Raw genomic sequence first — 23,752 nt, 5'->3', positions numbered from 1 at the left:
TTAGATCAATTTATCTAATACTTTTGCTGATGAAAGTACTCCTGGTACTCCCGCACCTGGGTGAGTTCCAGCACCAACAAAATATAAACCATCATAAATCTCTGATTTATTATGAAATCTAAAATAAGCTGATTGAGTGAATTTAGGCTGAATTGAAAAACCTGATCCATATTTTGTATTTAGTTCTTTCTCAAAATAATCAGGTGTAAGATAAAAGTCTGATACGATATTATCTCTAAGATTTGGCATTAAATCATTTTCCATTTTATCAACCACAAGATTTTTCATTTTTTCACCTTCTATTTGCCAATCTATATTTGATTGATTATTTGGAACTGGCACCAATACATAAAAACAATCACTACCCTCAGGAGCCATGCTCTTATCTGTTGCAGAAGGTCTATGTAGATAATAGCTAATATCGTTATTTAATTTTTTATAATCAAAAATATCATCCAAATGTTCTTTATATTTGTTCCCAAATTTAATTGTATGATGCTCAACGTTTTCATAGACTTTTTTGGTTCCAAAATAATAAACAAATAAACCCATTGAGTAATCCATCCTCTTTTGTTTCCAATCAAACAGCATTGAATTTTTTAGGTTTTTACTAGTCATCTTTTCATAAAAAGCAGGAGGGTCTGCATTACAAATAACATTATCAGCTTCAATAATCTCTTCACTGTCAACTACAACACCAGTAATTTTATTATTCTTAGTAATAATTTCTTTTACCTCAGTATTTTTTATTATTTCGATTTCTATTTCCTCCATTAACTTTTCAAATCCTTTAATTATATTTCCCGTACCACCCATTGAATAATGAATGCCCCATTTTTTTTCTAAATAAAGAATTAGCCCATAAATTGATGTAGTTGTGAACGGATTACCACCAACCAAAAGTGGATGCATACTAAGCATCCTTCTTAATTTTTCATTTTTTACATAAGACGATACTAATGAATAAACTGATTTATAACTCTTAAGTTTTAATAATACTGGCAGCTGTTTCATCATAAAAAAAGGTTTATCAAATGGAACATCTGCAAGCTCTAAAAATCCCTTCTCAAAAATTTTTTTGGTAAAATTTACTAAATCTTCATACCCCTTAACATCTTCTTGATTTAAATTTTCAATTTGTTTTTTCATTTCTATTTCATCACCTGAGTAATTAAATTTAGTTTCGTCCTCAAAAACAAATTGATACCAAATTTTAAGTGGGGTTAGTTTTATGTAGTCCTCAGGATTTTTATTAAACAAACTGAATAGTTCGTTAATTAAATATGGAGCTGTTATTACTGTTGGCCCAGCATCATAGGTAAAACCATCTTTTTTGAAAACTCTAGCTCTTCCACCTAGGTCTGAATGTTTTTCTATTAGTTTTACTTTGTGTCCTTTGGCTCTTAGTCTTATTGCTGCAGCAATACCACCAAATCCAGATCCAATAACTATAGAATTCATTGCTGTAATTTATAGCTTTTTCAGGAAATTGTAACCGTATTATGAGTTTATTTTTTTTAGCTGTTCTTTAGTTTCTTCTAAATTTTTTTGAAATACAGCATCCAGTTTAGATTTATCAACTGAAGTAGTTATGATTTTTTTTACTGAGTCTACCGCTATTTTGATTGAAGCATCTTTTATTTCTTTCAATGCAGCCTCTTTCATTTGGCTAATTTTATTTTCAGCCAAACTTTTTTTAATTTCTGATGATTTATGAAATTTATCATTTAAATCTATTATTAACTTATCCGACTCTTTTTTTGCATTTTCCAAAATTTCATTACTTACAGAACTAGCTGTATCTAATTTTTTTTGAGCATTATCGAGTAAAGTTTTTGCTTCTGTTCTCAATTTTTCACTTTCATCTATCTCATTTTTGATGTCAGAAATCATACCATCAAGCATTTGAGAAACTTTTTGTGGAATTTTAAAGTAAACTAAAACCCCGATGAAGATTACAAATGAAATTGCTACCCAGAAAGTTGCATCAATTGCCATAGTATTTATCTCCGTTTCTTCTAGATAGATCGTCAACAATTGCTGATATACTGCTATTGTTTACTTCAGCACCAATCAGTTTCTGAAGTAACTCAGATGACGTTTCTATAGCAATTTTATTTATTTTATCAGGAGCATTATCTCTTAAAGCTTGGATTTCTTTTTCCGCTTTAGCTATTTCGTCATCTATTTGTTTATTAAGAACGTCTCTTTTAGCGTTTATATCTTTAACTGCCTTTTCTCTTGCTTGATTAAACATAGCATTAGCTTCAGTTTTGCTTTTTAAAATTATTTGATCATATTCTTTAAGTTTGGTCTCACTATCTTCTCTTTGTTTTTCAGCTGCCTCAATATTTTCTAGAATTTGAGATTTTCTAGACTCTAAGTTGTTACTAATTTTTGGAAGAATTAATTTAGATAAAACCAAATACATTATCCCAAAAGTAAGTACTAACCAGAAAATCTGAGAAACCCAAAACTCTGGATTTAATTGAGGCATACCTCCACTTTCAGCGGCAAAAGCTTCTTTAATAAAAAAGAAGCTTAAAAATATTAGATGAAGATATATTTTTTTGACCATTAACTTAAAACGCAAATAAAATAATCAATGCAACAACTAATCCAAATAATCCTGTTGCTTCAGCAAGTGCAAAACCTAAAAGTAGGTTAGGAAATTGTTTCTGAGCTGCTGATGGGTTTCTCATAGCACCTGATAAATAATTTCCAAAAATTATTCCAATACCAACACCGGCACCAGCTAAAGCTATTGCTGCTAAACCTGCTCCGATCATTTTTGCTGCTTCTAATTCCATTATATCCTCCTCTGTTATTAATGGTGTAAATTTAATGCATCATTTAAATAGATGCAGGTTAAAATTGCAAAAACATATGCTTGAAGAAAAGCAACTAATATCTCCAAACCAGTTAATGCAACCGAAAAACTTAGTGGAAGCCATCCACCAACTATTCCAAGACTAATTACAAAGCCTCCGAAAACTTTCATCATTGTATGACCAGCCATCATATTTGCAAATAATCTAACTGATAGACTTATTGGTCTACTTAAATAAGAAATAATTTCAATAACTACTATTAAAGGAAGTAATACCGCTGGTACCCCACTTGGTACAAACAATTTTAAATATCCAAAACCATGTTTAATAAATCCAATTACTGTTACGCCAATAAAGATAAATGCAGCAAGAACAAATGTAACGATAATATGACTAGTTACAGTGAATGTGTACGGTATCATTCCAAACATGTTGCAAAATAAAACAAACATGAACAATGAAAAAATAAATGCAAAATATGGTTTCGCTTTAGAACCAGCTGTATCACTAATCATTTTAGCAACAAAGGTGTAGCTAAGTTCCGCTAATAATTGAATTTTATTTGGTAAGATTGAATTTTTCTTAGATCCTAAATTAAAAATTAATAAAATAGAAACTGTACTTATAATCATAAACAAACTTGCGTTTGTAAAAGATATATCAAATGCTCCAACTTTTATTTCAGGTCCAATTCTATAAACATCGAATTGTGACATCGGGTTTGCTGCCATAGTATTAACTTATTTTTGCATTTTTTTTGCTGATCTAATCACGTTTGTTATTCCAGCGATCACCCCAACAAAAAAAAATATTAATATAAACCAGGGTTTAGTATCAAAGGTCTTGTCAAAAATAAACCCAATAATTGTCCCGACAGCCACTGCAGAAACAAGTTCTGTGCTCAATTTGAATGCAGTTCCAATAGGCGAGGGATTATCCTTCTTGTTATAAAGATTTTTCTTAGAAATCTTGCTTTTTGCAATCTCTAAGCGAGTTTTAAAAGGGTCTTTTGCCATTTATTTTGGTTAAGCAACCATACTTTCTGCTTTTTGTAGGTCTACAGCTACCAGTTGGCTTATCCCTTTTTGTGGCATAGTTACTCCATATAGCCTGTTCATTTTAGACATTGTTAAGGCGTGGTGAGTAACAATTATAAATTTAGTGTTAGTAATTTTAATTAACTCCTCTAGCAAGCTACAAAATCTTGTAACGTTAGCATCATCAAGAGGAGCATCCACCTCATCTAAAACACAAATTGGAGAAGGGTTAGTTAAAAATACTGCAAATATTAAAGATAGGGCAGTTAGTGCTTGTTCACCACCAGATAATAAAGTTATAGATTGAAGCCTTTTTCCTGGTGGACTGACCAACATTTCTAAACCAGCTTCTAATGGATCATCAGAGTCTACTAATTCAAGCTTGGCATTTCCTCCATTAAAAAGTTTTGTATAAACCTCATTAAATTTTCTGTTAACTTTTTCAAATGCCTCAACAAGTCTTTCCCTTCCTTTTTGATTTAGCTCATCAATACTATCTTTAAGTTTAACAATTGCGGTAACTAGGTCACTACGATCTTGTTCCATTTTTTTTATTTCTTCTTCATACTTACTAGTTTCCTCATCTGCTTTTAAATTTACAGAACCTAATTGATCTCTTTGTTGTTTTTTTTTATCTAATGCATCTTCTTGATCAACATGATTTGGAAGTTCTTCAACTCCAAATAAATTTGAATTTTCTAAAATATTTTCTTCTGTTAAATTTAATTCTGTATTAACTCTATCAAGCAAATCATTTTTTCTTTTTTGTAAACCTTCTATGGTTGCACCTGAGCTAGCTTTTCGCTCTCTAATTTGAATTGATTGCTCTTGTATTTCGTTTAGTTGAGCTCTTAAAGTTTCAATTTTTTTATCAGTTTCTTCTATAATTTTTTCGTTCTCTATTTTTTCTTCATCAGAAATTCTTAAATTTTCTGTAATTTGACCTTTTCTTTCTGCTTGTACTCTTGGCTGATTTTCTAAATCATTTAATTGTTTAGATAATTTATTTTTTCTTTCAGTTAATTCATTTACCATCTTTTCTGAATTAGATAAAAGATTTTTCCAGCTTTCTATTTCAGTCTCTATTGTTTTTATTCTTTCATTTCTTTTTACTGATTCATTCTTTATTGACTGATTTTTACTATATGCATCAGCATATTTTTCTTGAAGTATTTTTATATTTTGAGATTTCTCATTTACACTTAATAGCTCTGTTCTTGATTTTTCATTTTTTAAATCATTAATAAAATTGTCTAATTCCATATTACATCTATCTAGTAATGTAACTGCTTGATTTATCTCATTACTATCAATTAATTCTTTTGCTCTAGTAATTGAATTTTTTACATTCTTTATAGGACCAATGCTTATTTTAATTGTATCGTCAGCTAAATTATTAACAACTTCGTCAACTTCTTTTTGCTCTCTTTCAAGTTCATTTTTTGCATTTTCTAGATCTTCGTTTGATAACTTTTCTGTTTCAAAATATTTTAAATCTACTTCAATTAAGTCTGACTTTTCTTCCTTTAATCTTTTTTCATTAGAGTTAGCATCAATAATAATTCCATTTTCTCTTGATATGTCTTCGTCTAAAGTCTTTATTGATTTCTTAATTGTTTCAATTTCATCTTGAATTCTAGTATTTTCCTCATCTAGGTTCTGTAGTTCCAAATTAAGTCTCTGTATTCTTGATAAATTCTCAATATTTTTTTCTCTAAGTGGAGCAACTTTATCGGTTGAAGTTTTTATTAAGTTTTCAAGTTCAGATATCTGATTGTTGAAACTTTCAACTTCACCTCCTGCCTCTGTATTAATTTCATTTTCTATTCTTATCTCCTTATCGATATCCAATAATCTTAGATAATATAGACCAGCCTCTATTTTTTTTATTTCTTCTGAAATTAATTTGTATTTTGTAGCTTCCTCAGCTTGTTTTTGAAGATTTGCTAGTTGTTTTTCTTGTTGCCTTCGTAATTCATCAGCTCTTTTTAAATTATTTTCAGCCGCACCGAGTCTAAGTTCAGCTTCATGTCTTCTTACATGTAAACCAGAAATTCCAGCTGCCTCCTCAAGTATTGCTCTTCTGTCAGTAGGTTTTGCTGTCACTAAAGCTCCAATTCTTCCTTGGCTAATCATAGAAGGGGAATGTGCGCCCGTTGAAAGATCTGCAAAAAACATTTGAGCATCTCTTGCTCTTACTTCTTTGTCATTAATATAAAATTTAGAACCCTTATCTTTTTCAATTTTTCGTCTAACTTGAATATTTTCTAATTCACGATACTGAATGGGACCTTCTTTTTCTTTGTTCTCTACTTCTATGGAAACTTCAGCAATATTTTTTGATGCTTTATTTGATGTACCTGAAAAAATTACATCTTCCATTCCTGAACCTCTCATACTTTTTGCAGAGGTCTCTCCCATCACCCATCTCAAAGATTCAACTATGTTAGACTTTCCACAGCCATTAGGACCAACTATTCCAGTAAGGCCTTCTTCTATTAAGAAATTTGTTTTTTCAGCAAATGATTTAAATCCATTTAATTGGATTTTTTTAAACTCCATGCACTAACTTATAGCATTTTTTCTAGTGCTTTTTTCAAATTTTTATAATTAAGTTTTTTTTCGAATTTTTCGTTGTTTATTATTATCGTAGGAGTTGCGTTTACTTTGAAATTTTTTGCACCCTCTATTCGGTCATTTAACACAAAATCCTCAATATTTTTGTTATTCACACAAGATTCAAAATCGATAGAGATACCTTCATTTTTTAAAAATATTTGAAGATTTTTATTTGCTTCTTCAATAGAGCTTCCCTTTACCCATTTTTGTTGGTTAGCATATAAACTTTCCAAAATATCAGCATTACCATCATTTTTACATTGAGCAACTTTTGAAGCGTTGAAGGCGGCAATATCTAAAGGAAAATGTCTAAATTCTATTTTAGCAAGACCTGTGTCCAGATATTCTTTTTTAAGTTCTGGATAAACGTTTTTATGAAAATTAGCACAATGGCTGCAAGTTAGTGACTCAAACGCAATTATAGTTATTTTTGCGTCTTTATTTCCAACAATAATTCTTTTTATTTCTTCAGCATTTAAATTTGAAAAGCTTCCCAAAACAATTATGGCAAGTAATATAATTTTTTTCATTTTTCTTTATAAACTTTTGTTAATTCTGTTAATGATTTTTTAATCTTTTCGTTTTTAACATCTTTGATTTTATCTCGATATTTACTAATTGCCACATTATTAGATTTAATTTCATTCAAACTGCTAGTTTTTTGTTCGTCATCAAAGCTAATAAATTTGAGCTTTTCAACAACATCGTAGCCAAAAAAATTATTCATTTTATCTAAAATGTTTTTTTTTGAATATTCTACATCTACTTCATGGCCCCTTTTAACCATTACAACTAAAGTACTCACACCAAATCGATTTGAGTTTTTGAATGTTTTTGGGAAACAGACTTTAAACAATTCATTGCCGACTAAATATTTCCAATTACTGAGTGTTTCTGAATATATATGACCTTTTTTACTAATAATTTTTTTTAGATTTTTTGGCAAAGTGTCTTTGAAAGATCTTAACCCTTGAATGCTAGTATTTCTCTGCTTAGTATTATTTTTAAATTGCATATGAAAGATCTAATAATAACAAATAAAATTCTTAATTGGTACGATATAAATAAAAGGTCTTTACCTTGGAGAAATAAGGTTTCACAAGAAAAGAAACAATACTTTACATTGGTTAGCGAGTTCATGTTGCAACAAACTCAGGTTGCTACTGTGATACCTTATTTTAATAGATTTATTAAAAATATTCCCAATATTGAAAAGTTATCAAAATATAATGATAGAAAATTAATCAAACTTTGGGAAGGTCTTGGATATTATTCAAGAGTTAAAAATTTAAAAAAAACTGCTCAAATCATTGTTAAAAAATTTAACAAAAAAATACCTAGAGATTTTTATGAATTAAAATCATTACCAGGTATTGGTGATTATACAGCAAGTGCAATTTCAGCAATTGCATTTAACAAACCAATAGTTCCTTTGGATGGAAATATTGAAAGAGTATTAAAAAGATATCTGTATTTAAAGAAACAAAGTCAAATTAAAAAAGAATTCTTACAAGATCAAAAAAAAATTTTTGGAACATCGACAAAAAGATCAAGCGATTATGCGCAAGCTTTGATGGAACTGGGTGCATTAATTTGCAAACCTACAAACCCTACTTGCAATAAATGTCCACTATCTAATAATTGCAAAGCATTTAAAAATAAAAATTTTGATTTAGTGAAATTAAAGAAAATTAACAAGGAAACATATTATAAATTGAATGTTTATAAAAAAAATAATCAATATTTATTAATCAAAAATAATAAATTTAATTTTTTAAAAAATTTAAATATTTTTCCAATGGATCAATTAAATAATCCTAAAAATTTTGATAAAGATTTAAATTTTAAAATATCTAATATGAATATGAATATTAAAATTGAATATAAAAAGAAGCATAACTTTGACAAAAATATTAATTGGATAAATCCTGCAAAGCTTGAAAATTATGTACTTCCAACATTTACCAAAAAGATAATAAAATTCTTAGAAAGTCAAAAATGAAAAAAATAGCAATTATTGGCGCAGGTATTTCGGGTCTGTTTATAGCTAACTTATTTAAAGGAAATAAAGATTATCAGGTCACAATTTATGAAAAAAAAACTTCATTAGAAATAGAGGAAGGTTATGGTATTCAATTATCTGTTAATAGCGTAAAGTTATTAAACAAATTAGGCTTCTCTTCCTTGTCGGACAAAGAGAAATTTAATCCAAAAAAAATTGATTTTTATCAAATTAAAAATTCAAAGAAAATTTGTGATTTAGATATTTCAGAATTTAATTCTGATGATTGTAAGTACACAACATTGAAAAGATCAAAATTACTTCAGTTTCTAATAAATGGACTGGATAAGAATACAATTCATTTTAACTGCACTTTAGACAATATAGAATACAATAATGATTCTATCAATTTAACTTTTGATAAAGAAAAAATAACCTGTGATCATTTAATTATTTCAGATGGTGTATTTTCAAAAGGAAAGTCATTAATTTCAAACAATAATTCAGAACCAATTTACAATAACACTATCGCTGTTAGAGCCAGTATATCCAAAGAAAGTCTTGATAATATAAACGAGGAGAATATTTCTTTATTTTTAGGATCAGATTTTCATTATGTATTATATCAACTTAATAATGATAAAAATTTTAATTTTATTGGGATATTGAAGGATAAGTTAAATTCCGATCAGCAAAAAAACCACAATCTTTTTAATGAAAGTACATTTATTGAGATCATTAAACAAAAATTATCCAAAAAAATTTCATTAAAAGTATTTCAGAGTCTTGAAGAAATTAAATTGTTTCCAGTATTTGTAAGTAAAAATCCATTTATTCCTCCCAAAAATATTTATTTAGTTGGAGATGCTTTTTTTGCATTCTCTCCTTCTTTTGCTCAGGGAGCCTCACAATCAATAGAAGGAGCCAATCAATTACATGAAATTATAATTAATCAAAAAAATGATTTTTATAATTCTAGATTAGAGAGAGTAAAAATGATTAATAGAAGATCTGATTTTAATCAATTTGCTTTTCATTTATCAAATCCAATTATGATCTTTTTTAGAAATATTTTTTTAAAGCTTTTGACTAAAAATAAAAAATTTCTGCAAAGTTATTTAGGTAAAATTTATAAAAATTAATTTTTAGAAATTAATCTTTGTCTTAAGTAATCAATTGGGTAGGTTCGGCCATTAATATCACAATGCCAAAATGTCCAACCATTGCAGCTTTCAGCTCCTAAAATAGTAGCTGCAACTTTATGTATAGAACCTTCCGCTTGGTTATGCTTGATACTTCCATCAGCCATTATTCTCGCTGTTATTTTTTTCTTATTATCAAAAATATTTGTTCCAGGCTTAATTATTCCGAGCTCTACCAAAGATCCAAATGGAATTCTTGGTTTTGATCTATTATTTTTAAGTGTATCTAATAAATCATCTTCAATTGGTTTGGTAGCCTTTAAACGTTCCTCAGCAGCTTTAAAATAATTCTTTTCTTTTTCTATACCAAAATAATTTCTCCCTAGTTTTTTTGCAACTGCAGCAGAAGTTCCAGAACCTAAAAAAGGATCAAGAACAAGATCATTTTTATTTGATGTAGCTAGTAAAATTCTATGTAAAAGTGATTCTGGTTTTTGAGTAGAGTGAATTTTTTTTCCATTTTTTTTTAGTCGTTCAGAACCACTGCAAATAGGAAGACTCCAATTAGATCTCATCTGAAGATCATCATTTAAACATTTCAAAGACTGATAATTGAATGTGTATTTTGATTTTTCACTCTTCGAAGCCCAAATTAAAGTCTCATGAGCATTTGTAAATCTTGTGCCTCTAAAGTTAGGCATTGGATTATTTTTATTCCAGATGACATCATTTAGTATCCAGAAACCTAAATTTTGTATTGCGGTTCCTACTCTAAAAATATTATGGTAACTACCTATAATCCAAATAGCTCCATCTTTTTTTAAAATCCTTTTGCATTCATTAAGCCATTCATACGTGAAGTCATCGTATTTTTTAAAATTTTCAAATTGATCCCACTTGTCATTTACAGCGCTGACTTTAGATCTATCTGGTCTAGTTAATTCACCTTTTAATTGTAAATTATATGGAGGGTCAGCAAAAATTAAATCAAAAGTTTCACGTGGAATTTTTTTTAATTCTTCGAGACTGTCTCCGTTAATTATTTTATTTTTAAAATCAGATTTCATTTGTAAAAATTAATTAGACTCCAAATGGATTCTTCGGTCAACCTGTGATTGAAAAAATTGGATTCGATTTGTGTATCGAATTTTAATGATAACTAGATGTAGTATTAAGTTAATCTAGATATAGGAGAGAAAGTTTTTCTATGATGTTTGGTTATGCCTAGTTTCTTTAATGCTTGTAAATGTTTTTTGGTTCCATATCCAAAATTTTTATCCCAATGATAACCTTTGTTTTTTTTTGATAGAGTAGCAACTAATCTATCTCTTGATACCTTTGCTATTATAGAGGCTGCTGAAATTGAGGGAATTTTTTTATCACCCTTTATGATCGATTTTAATTTATAATTTTTTAATTTTGGAATTTTGTTTCCATCTATCAATACAAGAGTTGGTTTTTTTGTTAATTTTAATATAGCTCTTTTCATAGCTAGTAAACTTGCATTTAGTATATTGAGTTTTTCAATCTCACTAACAGAAGCTTTGCCTAATGACCAAATTGAATTTTTTTTAATATAATTGAAAAGGTATTCTCTCTTTTTTTTACTCAACATTTTTGAGTCTTTTAAAATTTTTGGATCCACAGATTTTTTTAGAATGACAGCAGCAGCATAAACAGGACCTATTAAACTACCTCTGCCTACCTCATCAACACCAGCTATTAATTTCATTTAAATTGTTAAGTTTAACTCTTTAACTTTTTCTCTTATTTTTTTTAAATCTTCCCATGAATATTTTTTGTTATCCGGATATCTAATTAAATAAGAAGGGTTAAAAGTTATCATTAAAGGATAAGTATTGTTATTTAAAATTATTTCCTTCCATTTACCTCTTTCTGAAGATATTTTTTCATTAATCCCAGTAACAGCTTCCATAGCTGTACTACCCATTAAAATTATAATTTTGGGATCAATAATAGATATATGTTCTTTTAAAAAGTTTGAGTAACGTTTAATTTCTTGTGAAGTTGGTTTTCTATCCTCTGGTGGTCTAAAATTTATTGCATAACTTGTATAAATATTTTCTCTTTTAATATTTATTGCTATTAACATTTTGTCTAAAAGCTCACCACTTTCTCCTCTAAAAGGGTTTCCAACTTTGTCTTCAATTTGACCTGGAGCTTCTCCGATTAACATTATAGGACTATCAATATTTCCTTCTCCGAGAACAATATTTTTGGAATTATTTCTTAGTTTGCAATTTTCAATTGAATTTAATTTTTTCTTTAGATTTTCCAATAAATCTTGTTTATTTCTTTGATTGATATCACTTTCTTTTTTGACCTCAGAAAACCTATTAATAGGTTTTTTATCGAATACAAAATTGGCTTCTATTGTATTTATTAATTCTTCGTTTAATTTGTCGTTTTGATTTATCAATTTTTTCACCTTACAAGGATTAAATGATATCTAAAATATTTAAAATCATTTTATTATTCTTATTCTATCAGACGCCTGTTTATTCTAAAAGTACAAGTTTTAATGATTTCAACTCAAGAGATTTATCTAATTATTTTTCAGGTATTATAGCTTATGAAAATAGAGATAATTCAGAAGCTTTAAAATATTTCAATTTAAGTAAAGTTTTACTAAATAGCCATGACAATTATTTAAAAAGATACGTTAATTCTCTTGTATTGGAAAACAAAGTAGCTCAAGCAATTAATGTTATAAAAAATAACTCAAAAAAAAGTAACTCTGATTTTTTTGATGCATATGTTTTATTAATAATTGATAGTTTGAAAAAAAATGATTTTGATAAAGCTGATATTTACTTAGATCAAAGTTTGAGATTTCAGGAAGAAAATAGAATTAATCTAGTAATTTTTGAGACTTTAAAGCAGTACATTTACACTTTTAAAAATAAAAAACTTTTACCTAATAAGAAAAATTTTGGAAACTTATCATTAATAGCTGAGGCGTTTCAAAGATGTCATTATAATGATCAAAGAACCAGCTCTTTCTTTTTAAATTTAATTAATAATCAACAAGGTGATTATTCAAGATATATATTTTTTTATATAAATTATCTAATTCAGAATAAGGAGTTTGATCAGGCAAAGTCAGTAATTGATCAAATTGATTATATTGGCTCAACACTTTTGTTAACTCAAACCAAAAACTGGATAGATAATAATAAGTTTAAAAGTTTTGAAAAAATTTTCTCATGTGGAAACCATAATGATATAATTAGTGAATTTTTATTCTTGATATCAAATCTTTATTCATCACAAGATAATTTTGAAAAATCAAATTTTTATTTAAATTTATCAATATACTTAAATCCTAAATTTGAATTTAATTTATCACTCCTTGCAGAAAATTTCTTTGCAGATGGTGAATACAACAAGGTAAAAAAAATAGTAAGAAAATTTAAAGAGACTGATGAGTTTTATTATTGGTTTAGAGTTAAAAAAGAAGCGCAAATAATAGTGAAAGAACAAAATTATGAAAAAGGCACAAGCCATATCGAGTCTAAATTTAAAAATATTGAAAAACCTAATCCAAAGATGATTTTTGATTTAGCGAATTTTTATAAAAACTCTAAAAATTATGAACTTGCAATCGATTATTATTCAAGATTAATCTCCTCACTAGAGGATACTTCTGTAATTAAATCGGATGTTTTATATAGAAGAGGTGGGAGTTACGAAAGATTAGGTAATTATGAGAAGTCAGATGAAGATTTACTTCATGCATTAAGAATAAGACCTAATGATGCATACGTCCTAAATTATCTTGCTTATTCTTGGTTAGAACGTGATTACAAAATAGATGAAGCGATGGAAATGTTAAAAATAGCATATGATTTAAAAAGTAATGATCCCTATATCATTGACTCAATTGGTTGGGCATATTTCTTGATAGATGAATATGAAGCGGCAGAAAAATATTTAAAAAGAGCTGTAGAGTTAATGCCTGATGACCCAATAGTAAATGATCATTATGGAGATATATTGTGGAAGCTAGATCAAAAAATTCAGGCAAGATATTTTTGGAATAGTGTGTTGAGCTTTGATGATACTGAAGATGATATGAGAGAAAATATAAACAAAAAATTGATTACTGGCTTAAAATCTATTCAATGAAATTAAATTTAAAGTCTCATGCTAAAATCAATTTAGCTCTCAATGTAACAGGAAAAAATAAATCATTACACAAAATTGAAAGCATCATTAGTTTCATTGATTTGTATGATGTTATTTCAATAAAAAAAATAAGAGATGAAAAACATAATATTTCTTTTCAAGGGAAATTTGCGAAAGGTATTGGAAAAAAAAATACTGTTCAAAAACTCTTTAAAATATTAGGTCGAGAAAAGTTATTACTAAATCAAAAATTTAGAGTTTCTATAACAAAGAATATTCCTCAAAAAGCAGGACTTGGTGGCGGTTCTATAAATGCTGCAAGTATTTTAAATTTTTTAAATAAAAAAAAGGTAATTAAAATTAGTGAAAAGAAAATTTTGGAGGTTTGCTCTGAAATAGGGTCTGATGTTATTTTAGGTATAAACCCGTATAGCTCAGTTTTACTTTCAAACAATAAAATTAAAAAATTTTTTAATTGTCCGACTCTAAATATGCTTTTAATAAAGCCTAATTTTGGTTGTGCGACAAAAAAAATTTATTCTAACGTTAAAAATTTTACAAAACCAAAATTTAATAATCCAAAAAAAATTATGTTTGGTTATAAATTTTTAAAAAATCAAAGTAATACTTTAGAAGATGTTGCAATTTCAAAATACCCACAAATAAAAAAGATTAAGTTATTTTTAGAAAAGACTAATAATCCTGAGTTTGTAAGAATGACTGGGTCTGGATCTACAGTTATTGCATACTATAAATCAGTCAAAGACTGTAATTCAGCAAAAGTTCAATTTAAGAGGAAATTTAAAAATTGTTGGTTGTATGTATCAAAAACTATATAAATTTATTTTTTTTGTGTTATAGGATCTATAATATTGGGGCGTAGCCAAGCGGTAAGGCACGGGTTTTTGGTACCTGCATCCTAGGTTCGAATCCTAGCGCCCCAGCCATATATATGGATAAATTTTTAGATAAAATTTTTTTTAGGTCCAAAAATCTTAATTATATAAGTAAAAATATAAAAAACATATCCCAGAACACTCCTGCAAAAAAAATTTTTGAAGCAATTAACAATTATTCTGAAAATAGTGAATTAAGATTTGTTGGGGGATGTATTAGAAAAATTATAAATCGAGAAGAAGTAGATGACATTGATTTAGCAACTAACATTAAACCAGATGAAGTTTGTGATGCACTAAATAAACATCAAATTAAATTTTTTGAGTCAGGTAAAGAACACGGCACGATAACTGCAGTAATAAATGAAAAAAACTATGAAATTACTTCACTTAGAAAAGACGTTGCTACAGACGGAAGACATGCAAAAGTTGAATTTACTTCTGATTGGAAAGAAGATTCAAAAAGAAGAGATTTTACAATTAATGCTATTTACTCTGATAGTTCAGGAAATTTATTTGATCCACAAAATGGTAAGCTAGATTTAAATAAAGGTGTTTTAAAATTTATTGGAGATCCAGAAAAAAGAATTCAAGAGGATTATTTAAGAATATTAAGATATTTCCGTTTTCATATTAATTACTCAACTGAAAATCATAAAACAGAGGTAATTAAAATATTTAAAAAAAATATCAAAGGTATTTCGAACTTATCTGCTGAAAGATTATTAGATGAATTTAAAAAGACAGTTAAATCAAAAAATTTTCTCAAATTATTTGAAGATCAACAAAGTTTAGAAATATTAGAAATAGTATTTCCACAATTTAAAAATATTAATCATTTTAAGAAACTGAATTCATTTAGTTCCAAAGTTATTAGCAACTTTGACTTTATTTTTGTAATTGCTTTGCTGATTATCGATGAAACAGACAATACTGACTATTTTATTTATAAATTTAAAATCTCAAAAAAAGATCAAAAGAGGCTTAAATTAATTCATTATTTTTTCAAAGAAAAGGTGAGTATTAAAAGTTTTACAGAAAAAAACTTTAATAAAATATTTTACTATAATGGTAGACAAACTGTAATTGATATAATTAATTTTAAATTGTTCTATTCAAGTAAGGTGGAGAATAAATTATTAAAACTACTTAAAATTTACGAAAATAAAACATTGCCTGAATTAAAAATTGGAGCAAATATTTTAATGTCTAAGTATAAAATTCCTGAGGGTAAAATTTTAGGTAATAAGTTAAAACTTATAGAAGAAACCTGGGTTCAAAATGGATTTCAAATTTCAGATAAACAGGTTGAAAAAATTGCAAAAAGTTAAATATATTTAACGTCTTTAATTTCAAAATTCTTTATCCCAGAAGGGGTACTTATTTCTACAAGATCACTTTTATTTTTACCTATTAATCCTTTTCCAATTGGGGACTGAAAGAAAATTAATTTTTGTTTTAAGTCAGCTTCATCTTTTCCAACAATTTTATAATTTATTTTTTCTCCACTATCTAAGTCTTCTAGATATACAGTTGATCCAAAAATTACTTTACCCTCATTATTTAATTTAGTTACATCAATTACGTTAGCTCTGGCTATTATGTCGTTTATTTCAGTAATCCTACCTTCATTATGAGATTGTTCTTCCTTTGCAGCATGATATTCGGCATTTTCTTTTAGATCTCCATGCGATCTTGCTTCAGCAATTGCGGCAACGATCCCAGGTCTTTTCTTTTCTTTTAAAAAAATTAGTTCTTCCTCTAATTTTTTTAAACCATTTAAGGTAATAGGTTCTTTTTCCATTTTTTTATTTCCACTTAGCTAAAGGAGGTAACGACATTAAAATTCCTTCTACATTACCACCAGTTTGTAATCCAAATTTAGTTCCTCTGTCATACAGTAAATTAAATTCTGTGTAACGACCTCTTTTAATATACTGCTTCTCTTTTTCTTTTAAAGACCATTTTTTCTTAATTTTTTTTCTAATAATTTCATTAAAGATCATTTGAAAAGTAATACCAACATCTCTTACAAATTTAAAATCTTTTTCGAAATTATCATCTTTATAATCAAAAAAAATTCCCCCAATTCCTCTAGCTTCTTTTCTGTGGGGTAAATAAAAATATTCATCACACCATTTTTTATATTTTTTATAATAATTTTTATTATGTTGATCACACATTAACTTTAAAGTTTTATGAAATTTATTTTTTTCATTATCATCTTTTATAGCTGGAGTTACATCCATTCCCCCACCAAACCAATTTTTTTGAGTGCTGATATATCTTGTATTAAAATGCATGGCTGGAATGTGTGGATTTTGCATATGCATAACTATTGAAATTCCTGAAGCCCAAAATCTAGGATCTTTCTCAGCTCCTGGTATATTTTTTTGAAATTTTTTAGGAAATTTTCCATATACCTTTGAGAAATTTACTCCTACTTTTTCAAAAATTTTTCCATTTTTTAAAATTCTATATTCACCACCTCCTTCATCTTTTTTAGAGTTTCTTTTCCAAGAAGTTGATACAAATTTTATTTTGTTATTTTCTAATTCAAGTATGTCATTACAAATTGCATTTTGTAATAATTTGAACCAATTGCTAGCTAGGTCTTTTTTAATTGAATTGTCCATATTACATTAAATTATTTTGCCTTAAGCTTTCAGCCAAAACTATTGCAACTGAGGATGCTATATTTAGAGATCTCGCATTTTCATTCATTGGAATTTTTAGACGATCACCAATCAGCTTATGAACCTTCTCTGGAACACCAGCGCTCTCTCTTCCAAATAATATTGTATCATCAACTTTAAAATTAAATTTAGTATAATTTATAGAACCCTTTGTTGTCATTAAAACAATTCTTTGATTCTTTTTTTCTTCAAAAAAATGTTCTGCACTTTGGTAGAATTTAATTTTACTATAGTCCATGTAGTCCATGACAACTCTTTTAAACCTTTTGTCAGATAATAAAAATCCACAAGGCTCAATAATTTCTAATTCCGCCCCTAAACAGGCACACGTTCGTATAATTGCAGCTGTATTCTGTGGAATATCTGGCTCGTATAGTGAAATTTTAGGTCTAGGTTTCATCCGTAATGTGTCATTCTTTCAGTAGAAAAATTACTGTTATCTTATAAGAAATCGTATATTAAATTAATTTTTTAACAAAAAACTATTTAAAATGTCAGATAAAAAGCCAAAAAAAAGAAGAGATTTTTTATTTACTGCGACCACAGCTGTAGGTGCAGTTGGAGCTGCAGCAGTAGTGTGGCCCATGGTAGATCAAATGAACCCAGATGCTTCAGTTAAAGCATTAGCAAGTACTGAGGTAGATGTAAGTTCAGTCAAACCTGGAAACACAATTACAGTTCTATGGAGAGGAAAACCAGTTTTCATCAGAAGAAGAACACAAGAAGAGATCGACGAAGCAAGATCTGTTAAAATGGAAGAATTAATTCATCCAGAAAAAGATGAGGATAGAGCAAAAAATCCTGAATGGTTAGTCATGCTTGGAGTTTGTACTCATTTAGGATGTGTGCCTTTGAATGACAAAGGTGATTATAATGGATGGTTTTGTCCTTGTCACGGTTCTCACTATGATACGTCTGGAAGAATTAGAAAAGGACCAGCTCCTTGGAATATGGAAGTTCCAAAATATGAATTCGTAAACGCAAACACAATTAAAATAGGATAGTACAGTTGTTATGAGTGATCACGATTATCAACCTAAATCAAAAGTTGGTCAATGGTTTAATGATAGATTACCGTTACTAACTCTTGCAAATCATTTAACAGATTATCCTACTCCAAAAAATTTAAATTACTGGTGGACATTTGGAGGAATTTTAACTTTTTGCTTAATCACACAAATTATAACAGGATTAACTTTGGCAATGCATTACATTGCTCATGCTGACATGGCATTCGAAAGTGTTGAGCATATAATGAGAGATGTTAACTACGGATGGTTAATTAGATACATACATGCAAATGGTGCATCGATGTTTTTTCTTGCTGTGTATATTCATATCTTTAGATCATTATTTTATGGTTCTTACAAAGCACCAAGAGAAATAATTTGGATTATTGGTATAGTAATTTACTTGTTAATGATGGCAGCTGCATTCATGGGCTACGTCTTACCTTGGGGACAAATGAGTTTCTGGGGAGCAACTGTTATTACAAATTTATTTAGTGCAATCCCGTTAGTAGGCGAGGGAATTGTAACATGGTTATGGGGTGGATACTCAGTTGATAATCCAACTTTAACAAGATTTTTTACTCTACATTATTTAATCCCATTCTTAATAGCAGGACTTGTAATTTTACATATATGGGCTCTGCATGTACCTGGAAATAATAATCCGGTTGGTATTGATATCAAAAAACCATCTAAGGATACTGTCCCATTCCATCCATACATTGTTATTAAAGATGGTTTTGCATTATTAATGTTTATGATTGTTTTTGCATTTTTTGTTTTTTATACGCCTAATATTTTGGGTCACGCAGATAATTACATAGAGGCAAATCCCATGGTAACTCCAGCTCATATAGTTCCAGAATGGTATTTGTTACCTTTTTACGCAATACTAAGATCGGTACCGGATAAACTACTTGGAGTAATTGCAATGCTATCTGCTATTTTAATACTTGCAGCTTTACCTTGGTTAGATACTTCAAAAATTAGATCAGCAGTATTTAGACCTTTGTATAAACAGTTTTACTGGATTTTAGTAGCAGACGTTTTAATTCTTGGTTACATGGGAGCAATGCCTGCAGAAGGTCTTTATTTATTAATTGCAAGAGTAGCCACTGCCTATTATTTTTTACATTTCTTGGTTATTCTCCCTGTGCTTGGATTTAAAGAGAGAACATTACCTGTTCCACTAAGTATAACAGAGCCTATTTTAGGTGGATCACCAAACTTAGAAGCTGCAAAACACAGAGAAAGTAAAATAAAATAAAGTGAAAAAGTTATTTAAACTAATTTTAATACTTTCATTTTTTTCTCTAAATAGTGCCCAAACATTTGCTGTAGAAAAAGTAGATTATCTTAAAACAGATTGGAGTTTTAAAGGTCTTTTTGGAAAATTTGATAGAGCAGCTCTTCAAAGAGGATATCAAGTTTATACGGAAGTTTGTGCTTCTTGCCATTCAATGAAATATTTAAGCTATAGAAATTTATCAGAAGAGGGTGGACCAGAGTTTTCAGAGGCAGCTGCAAAAGCAATCGCTGCTTCTTTTGAAGTTACAGATGGACCAAATGCTGATGGCGAAATGTTTACTAGACCTGGAAAACTTTCGGATAAATTTGTAATGCCATACGACAATGTAAAAGCCGCACAAGCAGCTAACGGAGGAGCTTATCCACCAGATATGTCTGTTTTAGTTAAAGCTAGAGGTGGTGGAGTTGATTATATTTATTCTTTACTTCAAGGTTATCAAGATCCACCAAGTGGAGTAACTTTGGATGATGGAGTTTATTACAACAAATATATGTATGGCAATAAGATCAGAATGGCAGCGCCATTATCAGATGGAATTGTAGAGTACGGGGATGGTACTAACGCATCAGTTGAACAGATGTCAAAAGATGTAACAACATTTTTAATGTGGGCTGCGGAGCCTCACTTAGAAGCAAGACACCAAATGGGATTTAAAGCTATAGTATATTTGATTATTTTAACTATTTTAGTTTACTTTAGTATGAAGAAAATTTGGTCACGTGTTGAATCTGAAGTTTAATACATCTCCATCTTTAACAATATAATCTTTTCCTTCTAATCTCATTTTCCCATTTGCTTTAGAATTTACCCATCCATCATTTGCTATAAAATCTTCATAAGAAATAGTTTCAGCTCGAATAAACCCTTTTTCAAAATCAGTATGTATTTCACCTGCTGCCTTAGGAGCTGTACAATTTTTTTTAATTGTCCATGCTCTTGTTTCCTCAGGACCAGATGTAAAATAAGTGTCCAGCTCTAGTATATTGTAACCTTTTTGAATTAACATATTTAATCCAGTTTCTTTTAAACCTATCATTTCCATATAATTTTTTTTCTCTTCAGCAGGTAGCTCATTAATTTGATTTTCAATATCAGCGGATACAATTAGTGTATTTTCATTACCAAATTTTTCTATGAAATCTTTTGTATATTTATTACCATTCTGAACACTTTGTTCATCAACATTACAAACATATATTTTTGGTTTAATTGATAATAAACCGCTTTGATTTAATTGCTTGGTATCAAATTGTGTTTTTAGAACCGAAATATCTTTGTCATTATTTATGCAATCAAGAGCAATTTCTAAAATTTTAAGTTGTTCCTCATCTACATTTTTCTTGTTATTTTTTTCCAATCTTTTTTGAATACTTTCAAGATCTGCAAGCATCATTTCAGTTTCAATAATTTCCAAATCTCTCACTGGGTTTACGTCAGGATTAACATTTTGGATATCATCTGAATCAAAACATCTAATCATATGAATTACAGCATCAACTTCTCTGATATGAGAAAGAAATTTGTTTCCTAATCCTTCTCCTTTTGAAGCTCCTTTTACAAGACCAGCAATATCAACGAATGAAATTGTAGTATTAATTACCTTTTTAGAGTTAGAGACTTTTGATAATTTGGACAATCTTTCATCTGGTACGGGAACTACACCAACATTTGGATCAATTGTACAAAATGGAAAATTAGCTGCTTGTGCTTTACTAGAATTTGTTAGTGCATTAAAAAGCGTAGACTTACCAACATTTGGCAAACCAACAATTCCACATTTAAAACTCATTATTTATTATTAACTGTACTTGAAAATAGATCTAATTTTTTTTCAATTAATATTGAAATTGACTCAGTAATATTATTTGTAATTTTTTCTAATCCAACCATTTCATCTTCATCAAAATTTTGAAGTACAAAATCACTTACTTCCATGTTATCTTTTGGTTTTCCAATACCAATTCTTACTCTAGAATAATCTTTACCAATAAATTTATCTATTGAAGCTATACCATTATGACCTGCACTAGATCCACCAAACTTAGCTTTAATTTTCCCAAACTCTACATCTAAATCATCATGAAAAACTATGACATCCTCGGCATCAATTTTAAAATATTCTATTAATTCTCTTATACAAATTCCTGAATTATTCATGAAAGTTAAAGGTTTAATTGCATATATTTTTTTGTCTCCAACATTTCCTGTTGTAAGCAAACCTTTAAATTTTGGTTTTTGTTTTGATAGACCAAATTTTTTATTTATCGAGTCTATAATTTTAAAACCTACATTATGTCTATTATTTTCACTATCGGGCGTTGGGTTACCTAGTCCTACAAATAAAAGCATAAAAATTTTTTAATGGAAAACAAACTTCAGTCTAAATAATTTATTTTTTTTCTTCAGCAGGCTTCTCTTCGCCTTCAGCAGCTGGTTTATCGCCTTCTGCTGGTGCAGCAGCCTCGGCACCCGCTTCACCCTCTGCAGCTTCAGCTTCAGCTGGTTTTTCTGGCTCTTTCATTACAGTTGGAGCCGCAAGTGTTGCAATAACGAAATCCCTACCTTGAATAGTTGGTACAACTTCAGGATCTAGATTAATTGACGAAATTTTAAAACTTACTCCAATATCAATACCATCTAAATCAATTAAAAGATTGTCAGGTATTTTTTCACTTGGACATTTTAATTCAACTTTTCTTCTTACAATATTTAATACTCCACCTTTTTTTAATCCAGGTGATTTTTCATGATTAATAAATTTAACTGGAACCTCAATTCTAATTTTTAGACCAGGCACAACTCTTAAAAAATCAACATGTATAGGTTCGTCTGACAAGATGTGATATTTTACTTCTCTTGGAAGTACATTTTGTGGTTGACCGTTAACATTTAATGTAAGAATTGTAGATAAAAAATTTGAGTCTTCTAACATCGACTTTAGCAGTTTCTTAGATATAGAAACTTTTTCGTTTTGAGCTTCACCGCCGTAAATTATAGCCGGAACTTCTCCATTATCTCTTAGTGAGTTAAGCTCGCCTTTTGTTTTAGTATCTCTGATGTTAGCTTCTAAAGTATTCATAAAAACAAGGGTTTTTAGCTCAAGATCCTTAATAACACAAGGTAATTATTTAAATAAATCAGATACAGAAGTAGAATTTGATATTCTTTTAATTGCTTCACCCATTAGCCCTGAAATAGATAAAACTTCAATGTTTTTTGCACCTTTTATTTTGTCACTATTATCAATTGTGTCTGTAATTACTAAATTTTTGATAACAGAATTTTTAATTTTTTTGACCGCTTCGCCACTAAGTACACCGTGAGTAATATAAACGTAAACTTCTTTTGCACCTCTATCTTTTAGAGCTTTAGCTGCATTTACAATTGTTCCACCAGAGTCAATGATATCGTCTACAATTATACATGTCTTACCTTTTACATCCCCAATCACATTCATAACCTGAGATTGTCCTGGCTTAGGTCTTCTTTTATCTACTATAGCTAGACCAACATTTAAAAGTTTTCCAAGAGATCTTGCTCGCTCAGTACCACCCACATCTGGAGCAACACAAATCATATTTTTACTTTTAATTTTTTTCTTAACGTGTCTTGCAAAAATAGGAGTAGCAAACAAGTTATCTACTGGAATATCAAAAAATCCTTGAATTTGTCCTGCGTGCAAATCTACTGTTACAACACGATCTGCTCCTGCTTTTGTAATCAGGTTAGATACTAGTTTTGCTGAAATTGAAGTTCTTGGGACAACTTTTCTATCTTGTCTTGCATAACCAAAATATGGAATTACAGCAGTTATATTTTTGGCAGATGATCTTTTTAAAGCATCTATGCATAATAAAAGTTCCATTAAATTATCATTAGCTGGTGAAGAAACAGATTGAATAATAAAAATACTATTTCCTCTTATGTTTTCATTAATCTCAACATAAATTTCACCATCAGAAAAATTTCTAATACTTGAATTGACTAATTTAGATTTTAAATATTTAGCGATATTCTTACTAAGAGGTTTATTACTATTTCCTGATAATAATTTCATGAAA

General features: G+C 28.8%; 27 protein-coding genes and 1 tRNA gene. 9 read left to right on the top strand and 19 right to left on the bottom strand.

What is annotated here, in order from left to right:
- From crtI to ACTTBK_RS05260, 9 genes are read right to left on the bottom strand one after another with little or no spacing between them, the layout of a single operon-like run.
- Complete coding sequence (crtI, locus tag ACTTBK_RS05300; RefSeq protein ID WP_440618952.1) at nucleotides 1-1,461, bottom strand: phytoene desaturase family protein; 1,461 nt, start codon at nucleotides 1,459-1,461, stop codon at nucleotides 1-3.
- Between the two features lie 39 nt (nucleotides 1,462-1,500).
- Nucleotides 1,501-1,998: a F0F1 ATP synthase subunit B family protein gene (locus tag ACTTBK_RS05295; protein WP_179850435.1), complete on the bottom strand. Its 498-nt coding sequence runs from the start codon at nucleotides 1,996-1,998 to the stop codon at nucleotides 1,501-1,503.
- A complete protein-coding gene (locus tag ACTTBK_RS05290; protein ID WP_440618951.1) occupies nucleotides 1,988-2,578 on the bottom strand; it encodes a F0F1 ATP synthase subunit B family protein in 591 nt (196 codons plus the stop codon). Before ACTTBK_RS05290 ends, ACTTBK_RS05295 begins: the two co-directional genes overlap by 11 nt.
- 4 nt (nucleotides 2,579-2,582) lie before the next feature.
- Nucleotides 2,583-2,810: a F0F1 ATP synthase subunit C gene (locus ACTTBK_RS05285; protein ID WP_006997791.1), complete on the bottom strand. Its 228-nt coding sequence runs from the start codon at nucleotides 2,808-2,810 to the stop codon at nucleotides 2,583-2,585.
- 17 nt (nucleotides 2,811-2,827) lie between these two features.
- A complete protein-coding gene (locus ACTTBK_RS05280; RefSeq protein WP_075506408.1) occupies nucleotides 2,828-3,562 on the bottom strand; it encodes a F0F1 ATP synthase subunit A in 735 nt (244 codons plus the stop codon).
- 9 nt (nucleotides 3,563-3,571) lie between these two features.
- Nucleotides 3,572-3,847, bottom strand: coding sequence for an AtpZ/AtpI family protein (locus ACTTBK_RS05275; protein WP_440618950.1), 276 nt, complete (start codon nucleotides 3,845-3,847; stop codon nucleotides 3,572-3,574).
- Between the two features lie 9 nt (nucleotides 3,848-3,856).
- A complete protein-coding gene (locus tag ACTTBK_RS05270; RefSeq protein WP_440618949.1) occupies nucleotides 3,857-6,430 on the bottom strand; it encodes a chromosome segregation SMC family protein in 2,574 nt (857 codons plus the stop codon).
- 8 nt (nucleotides 6,431-6,438) lie between these two features.
- The gene (locus ACTTBK_RS05265; RefSeq protein WP_440618948.1) at nucleotides 6,439-7,017 is read right to left on the bottom strand and encodes a thioredoxin domain-containing protein; all 579 of its coding nucleotides are present in this window, start codon (nucleotides 7,015-7,017) and stop codon (nucleotides 6,439-6,441) included.
- Nucleotides 7,014-7,502, bottom strand: coding sequence for a DUF721 domain-containing protein (locus ACTTBK_RS05260; protein WP_440618946.1), 489 nt, complete (start codon nucleotides 7,500-7,502; stop codon nucleotides 7,014-7,016). Before ACTTBK_RS05260 ends, ACTTBK_RS05265 begins: the two co-directional genes overlap by 4 nt.
- Here ACTTBK_RS05260 and ACTTBK_RS05255 point away from each other — a divergent pair, their 5' ends adjacent.
- Nucleotides 7,503-8,489, top strand: coding sequence for an A/G-specific adenine glycosylase (locus ACTTBK_RS05255; RefSeq protein WP_440618945.1), 987 nt, complete (start codon nucleotides 7,503-7,505; stop codon nucleotides 8,487-8,489).
- Complete coding sequence (locus tag ACTTBK_RS05250; protein ID WP_440618943.1) at nucleotides 8,486-9,631, top strand: salicylate 1-monooxygenase; 1,146 nt, start codon at nucleotides 8,486-8,488, stop codon at nucleotides 9,629-9,631. The genes ACTTBK_RS05255 and ACTTBK_RS05250 overlap by 4 nt, the downstream gene beginning before the upstream one ends.
- Here the strand turns inward: ACTTBK_RS05250 and ACTTBK_RS05245 are convergent.
- The 3 genes from ACTTBK_RS05245 to ACTTBK_RS05235 all read right to left on the bottom strand — a co-directional run bounded on the left by ACTTBK_RS05245 (nucleotide 9,628) and on the right by ACTTBK_RS05235 (nucleotide 12,080).
- Nucleotides 9,628-10,698, bottom strand: coding sequence for a site-specific DNA-methyltransferase (locus tag ACTTBK_RS05245; RefSeq protein ID WP_440618941.1), 1,071 nt, complete (start codon nucleotides 10,696-10,698; stop codon nucleotides 9,628-9,630). The two genes, ACTTBK_RS05250 and ACTTBK_RS05245, sit on opposite strands and share 4 nt — an antisense overlap.
- Before the next feature lie 104 nt (nucleotides 10,699-10,802).
- Nucleotides 10,803-11,363 carry a ribonuclease HII gene (locus ACTTBK_RS05240; protein WP_440618940.1) on the bottom strand — a complete coding sequence of 187 codons (561 nt, stop codon included), beginning with the start codon at nucleotides 11,361-11,363 and terminating at the stop codon, nucleotides 10,803-10,805.
- A complete protein-coding gene (locus tag ACTTBK_RS05235; RefSeq protein WP_440618939.1) occupies nucleotides 11,364-12,080 on the bottom strand; it encodes a uracil-DNA glycosylase in 717 nt (238 codons plus the stop codon).
- 14 nt (nucleotides 12,081-12,094) lie between these two features.
- Here ACTTBK_RS05235 and ACTTBK_RS05230 point away from each other — a divergent pair, with 14 nt between their 5' ends.
- From ACTTBK_RS05230 to ACTTBK_RS05215, 4 genes are all read left to right on the top strand, one after another.
- Nucleotides 12,095-13,780 (top strand): tetratricopeptide repeat protein, encoded by a 1,686-nt coding sequence (locus tag ACTTBK_RS05230; protein WP_440618937.1) that lies wholly within the window; start codon nucleotides 12,095-12,097, stop codon nucleotides 13,778-13,780.
- The gene (locus ACTTBK_RS05225) at nucleotides 13,777-14,619 is read left to right on the top strand and encodes a 4-(cytidine 5'-diphospho)-2-C-methyl-D-erythritol kinase (protein ID WP_440618936.1); all 843 of its coding nucleotides are present in this window, start codon (nucleotides 13,777-13,779) and stop codon (nucleotides 14,617-14,619) included. Before ACTTBK_RS05230 ends, ACTTBK_RS05225 begins: the two co-directional genes overlap by 4 nt.
- Nucleotides 14,620-14,653: 34 nt before the next feature.
- A tRNA-Gln gene (locus ACTTBK_RS05220) sits at nucleotides 14,654-14,727 on the top strand.
- Nucleotides 14,728-14,732: 5 nt separating this feature from the next.
- Nucleotides 14,733-16,007, top strand: a complete 1,275-nt coding sequence (locus ACTTBK_RS05215) for a CCA tRNA nucleotidyltransferase (protein WP_440618934.1) — start codon at nucleotides 14,733-14,735, stop codon at nucleotides 16,005-16,007.
- Here the strand turns inward: ACTTBK_RS05215 and greA are convergent.
- Genes greA through ACTTBK_RS05200 form a run of 3 tightly spaced genes read right to left on the bottom strand, consistent with a single transcriptional unit; the run spans nucleotide 16,004 to nucleotide 17,772 of the window.
- A complete protein-coding gene (greA, locus tag ACTTBK_RS05210; RefSeq protein WP_440618933.1) occupies nucleotides 16,004-16,480 on the bottom strand; it encodes a transcription elongation factor GreA in 477 nt (158 codons plus the stop codon). The genes ACTTBK_RS05215 and greA overlap by 4 nt on opposite strands.
- Nucleotides 16,481-16,484: 4 nt before the next feature.
- Nucleotides 16,485-17,312: an oxygen-dependent coproporphyrinogen oxidase gene (gene hemF, locus ACTTBK_RS05205; protein ID WP_262589766.1), complete on the bottom strand. Its 828-nt coding sequence runs from the start codon at nucleotides 17,310-17,312 to the stop codon at nucleotides 16,485-16,487.
- A gap of 1 nt (nucleotide 17,313) precedes the next feature.
- The gene (locus ACTTBK_RS05200; RefSeq protein WP_440618932.1) at nucleotides 17,314-17,772 is read right to left on the bottom strand and encodes a tRNA (cytidine(34)-2'-O)-methyltransferase; all 459 of its coding nucleotides are present in this window, start codon (nucleotides 17,770-17,772) and stop codon (nucleotides 17,314-17,316) included.
- Between the two features lie 91 nt (nucleotides 17,773-17,863).
- On the opposite strand from ACTTBK_RS05200, the gene petA reads away from it, so the two are divergent.
- Genes petA through ACTTBK_RS05185 form a run of 3 tightly spaced genes read left to right on the top strand, consistent with a single transcriptional unit; the run spans nucleotide 17,864 to nucleotide 20,430 of the window.
- Nucleotides 17,864-18,376: a ubiquinol-cytochrome c reductase iron-sulfur subunit gene (petA, locus tag ACTTBK_RS05195; RefSeq protein ID WP_075506393.1), complete on the top strand. Its 513-nt coding sequence runs from the start codon at nucleotides 17,864-17,866 to the stop codon at nucleotides 18,374-18,376.
- 10 nt (nucleotides 18,377-18,386) lie between these two features.
- On the top strand, nucleotides 18,387-19,649 hold the full coding sequence (locus ACTTBK_RS05190) for a cytochrome b (RefSeq protein ID WP_440618930.1): 1,263 nt from the start codon (nucleotides 18,387-18,389) through the stop codon (nucleotides 19,647-19,649).
- Between the two features lie 28 nt (nucleotides 19,650-19,677).
- Entirely contained in the window at nucleotides 19,678-20,430 is a 753-nt protein-coding gene (locus ACTTBK_RS05185; RefSeq protein WP_440619480.1) for a cytochrome c1, read from the top strand.
- Here the strand turns inward: ACTTBK_RS05185 and ychF are convergent.
- From ychF to ACTTBK_RS05165, 4 genes are read right to left on the bottom strand one after another with little or no spacing between them, the layout of a single operon-like run.
- A complete protein-coding gene (gene ychF, locus ACTTBK_RS05180) occupies nucleotides 20,407-21,480 on the bottom strand; it encodes a redox-regulated ATPase YchF (protein ID WP_440618929.1) in 1,074 nt (357 codons plus the stop codon). The two genes, ACTTBK_RS05185 and ychF, sit on opposite strands and share 24 nt — an antisense overlap.
- Nucleotides 21,480-22,040 (bottom strand): aminoacyl-tRNA hydrolase, encoded by a 561-nt coding sequence (pth, locus tag ACTTBK_RS05175; protein ID WP_440618927.1) that lies wholly within the window; start codon nucleotides 22,038-22,040, stop codon nucleotides 21,480-21,482. Before pth ends, ychF begins: the two co-directional genes overlap by 1 nt.
- A 40-nt stretch (nucleotides 22,041-22,080) precedes the next feature.
- Complete coding sequence (locus ACTTBK_RS05170) at nucleotides 22,081-22,770, bottom strand: 50S ribosomal protein L25/general stress protein Ctc (protein WP_440618925.1); 690 nt, start codon at nucleotides 22,768-22,770, stop codon at nucleotides 22,081-22,083.
- Nucleotides 22,771-22,815: 45 nt separating this feature from the next.
- Nucleotides 22,816-23,748, bottom strand: coding sequence for a ribose-phosphate pyrophosphokinase (locus ACTTBK_RS05165; RefSeq protein WP_440618924.1), 933 nt, complete (start codon nucleotides 23,746-23,748; stop codon nucleotides 22,816-22,818).
- Nucleotides 23,749-23,752: the final 4 nt, after the last annotated feature.

Source organism: Candidatus Pelagibacter sp. HIMB1493, from assembly GCF_052047995.1.
Classification (GTDB): Bacteria; Pseudomonadota; Alphaproteobacteria; order Pelagibacterales; family Pelagibacteraceae; genus Pelagibacter.
The sequence above is the reverse complement of the archived record's forward strand: the minus strand, read 5'-3'. Positions and strand labels throughout refer to the sequence as shown.

What these genes read in the sequence shown, in the direction of transcription:
- crtI (WP_440618952.1), bottom strand. Translation starts at nt 1,461, where the DNA reads ATGAATTCTATAGTTATTGGATCTGGATTTGGTGGTATTGCTGCAGCA.
- ACTTBK_RS05295 (WP_179850435.1), bottom strand. Translation starts at nt 1,998, where the DNA reads ATGGCAATTGATGCAACTTTCTGGGTAGCAATTTCATTTGTAATCTTC.
- ACTTBK_RS05290 (WP_440618951.1), bottom strand. Translation starts at nt 2,578, where the DNA reads ATGGTCAAAAAAATATATCTTCATCTAATATTTTTAAGCTTCTTTTTT.
- ACTTBK_RS05285 (WP_006997791.1), bottom strand. Translation starts at nt 2,810, where the DNA reads ATGGAATTAGAAGCAGCAAAAATGATCGGAGCAGGTTTAGCAGCAATA.
- ACTTBK_RS05280 (WP_075506408.1), bottom strand. Translation starts at nt 3,562, where the DNA reads ATGGCAGCAAACCCGATGTCACAATTCGATGTTTATAGAATTGGACCT.
- ACTTBK_RS05275 (WP_440618950.1), bottom strand. Translation starts at nt 3,847, where the DNA reads ATGGCAAAAGACCCTTTTAAAACTCGCTTAGAGATTGCAAAAAGCAAG.
- ACTTBK_RS05270 (WP_440618949.1), bottom strand. Translation starts at nt 6,430, where the DNA reads ATGGAGTTTAAAAAAATCCAATTAAATGGATTTAAATCATTTGCTGAA.
- ACTTBK_RS05265 (WP_440618948.1), bottom strand. Translation starts at nt 7,017, where the DNA reads ATGAAAAAAATTATATTACTTGCCATAATTGTTTTGGGAAGCTTTTCA.
- ACTTBK_RS05260 (WP_440618946.1), bottom strand. Translation starts at nt 7,502, where the DNA reads ATGCAATTTAAAAATAATACTAAGCAGAGAAATACTAGCATTCAAGGG.
- ACTTBK_RS05255 (WP_440618945.1), top strand. Translation starts at nt 7,503, where the DNA reads ATGAAAGATCTAATAATAACAAATAAAATTCTTAATTGGTACGATATA.
- ACTTBK_RS05250 (WP_440618943.1), top strand. Translation starts at nt 8,486, where the DNA reads ATGAAAAAAATAGCAATTATTGGCGCAGGTATTTCGGGTCTGTTTATA.
- ACTTBK_RS05245 (WP_440618941.1), bottom strand. Translation starts at nt 10,698, where the DNA reads ATGAAATCTGATTTTAAAAATAAAATAATTAACGGAGACAGTCTCGAA.
- ACTTBK_RS05240 (WP_440618940.1), bottom strand. Translation starts at nt 11,363, where the DNA reads ATGAAATTAATAGCTGGTGTTGATGAGGTAGGCAGAGGTAGTTTAATA.
- ACTTBK_RS05230 (WP_440618937.1), top strand. Translation starts at nt 12,095, where the DNA reads ATGATATCTAAAATATTTAAAATCATTTTATTATTCTTATTCTATCAG.
- ACTTBK_RS05225 (WP_440618936.1), top strand. Translation starts at nt 13,777, where the DNA reads ATGAAATTAAATTTAAAGTCTCATGCTAAAATCAATTTAGCTCTCAAT.
- ACTTBK_RS05215 (WP_440618934.1), top strand. Translation starts at nt 14,733, where the DNA reads ATGGATAAATTTTTAGATAAAATTTTTTTTAGGTCCAAAAATCTTAAT.
- greA (WP_440618933.1), bottom strand. Translation starts at nt 16,480, where the DNA reads ATGGAAAAAGAACCTATTACCTTAAATGGTTTAAAAAAATTAGAGGAA.
- hemF (WP_262589766.1), bottom strand. Translation starts at nt 17,312, where the DNA reads ATGGACAATTCAATTAAAAAAGACCTAGCTAGCAATTGGTTCAAATTA.
- ACTTBK_RS05200 (WP_440618932.1), bottom strand. Translation starts at nt 17,772, where the DNA reads ATGAAACCTAGACCTAAAATTTCACTATACGAGCCAGATATTCCACAG.
- petA (WP_075506393.1), top strand. Translation starts at nt 17,864, where the DNA reads ATGTCAGATAAAAAGCCAAAAAAAAGAAGAGATTTTTTATTTACTGCG.
- ACTTBK_RS05190 (WP_440618930.1), top strand. Translation starts at nt 18,387, where the DNA reads ATGAGTGATCACGATTATCAACCTAAATCAAAAGTTGGTCAATGGTTT.
- ychF (WP_440618929.1), bottom strand. Translation starts at nt 21,480, where the DNA reads ATGAGTTTTAAATGTGGAATTGTTGGTTTGCCAAATGTTGGTAAGTCT.
- pth (WP_440618927.1), bottom strand. Translation starts at nt 22,040, where the DNA reads ATGCTTTTATTTGTAGGACTAGGTAACCCAACGCCCGATAGTGAAAAT.
- ACTTBK_RS05170 (WP_440618925.1), bottom strand. Translation starts at nt 22,770, where the DNA reads ATGAATACTTTAGAAGCTAACATCAGAGATACTAAAACAAAAGGCGAG.
- ACTTBK_RS05165 (WP_440618924.1), bottom strand. Translation starts at nt 23,748, where the DNA reads ATGAAATTATTATCAGGAAATAGTAATAAACCTCTTAGTAAGAATATC.